Below are 821 nucleotides of genomic sequence, written 5' to 3' on the forward strand. Positions count from 1 at the left end.
CGTTGAGGCTCCGCATCCGAGTCGATCAACTGCTTCTTGCCGGGTTGCTCGAGCGAAACCGCTTTGGCTTCGGACCCTATCTCAATGCGCCGAGGCTTGAGTTCCTCGGGCACTTCGCGGACCAGGTCCACTGACAGCAAGCCATTCTCGAGGTTGGCCGCCTTGACCTTTACATGGTCGGCAAGTTTGAACACCTGCTTGAAGTTGCCCGTCGCCAAGCCGCGATGAAGGACCTCCCGATTTTCCTGGTCGGGTTTCCTTTGGCCGACGACAGACAATTCGGGGCCGTTCTGCATGAGTTCGACCTCATCGAGAGCGAAGCCGGCGATAGCCATCGTAATGCGATAGTCGTTCTCGCCGGTCTTCTCGATATTGTAGGGAGGCCAGTCGGAGCGTACGCTTTTTTCGAGCATATCGAAGAGACGGTCGAAGCCGACCGTTGTGCGGTAAAGAGGGGTATAATCAGAGCTTCTCATAGCCATATCCTCCGTGAAGCAACATGGATTACGAGGCTGTCGCAGCGTCGCTGCGACGCCAGTATGTCGAGCCGAAGCCTCGACGGAAAACGATCTGGTAATCGTGTTTTTTTCCTTCAAGAGGGCGACAAAAATATTTTTGGCCGGCAGGCAGGTGCCCAAGGCGCTGCCTTGCGTGCTGGTGGCCACTGCGCGATGTTGACGCCAGGGGTGGATGCGAATCATGCGAAAAATTTTGATGTCAGGACTGCTGCTCGCGGCAGCCTTTTCCGCGAACCCGGCCCACGCGCTGGACAGCAGCGGCACGCCTGTCGTCGTGACCCCTCTTGCGTCGCGCACGGCGAC

The 821-nt window shown here is 57.9% G+C and carries 1 protein-coding gene; it reads right to left on the reverse strand.

Annotation, left to right across the window (positions count from 1 at the left end):
- Positions 1-476, reverse strand: a 476-nt coding sequence (locus EOA22_RS35680) for an Hsp20 family protein (protein ID WP_127390718.1), incomplete at its 3' end; no start/stop codon positions are given.
- Positions 477-821 lie beyond the last annotated feature (345 nt).

It is taken from the genome of Mesorhizobium sp. M7A.F.Ca.US.014.04.1.1 (genome assembly GCF_003998745.1).
Taxonomy (GTDB): Bacteria; Pseudomonadota; Alphaproteobacteria; order Rhizobiales; family Rhizobiaceae; genus Mesorhizobium; species Mesorhizobium ciceri.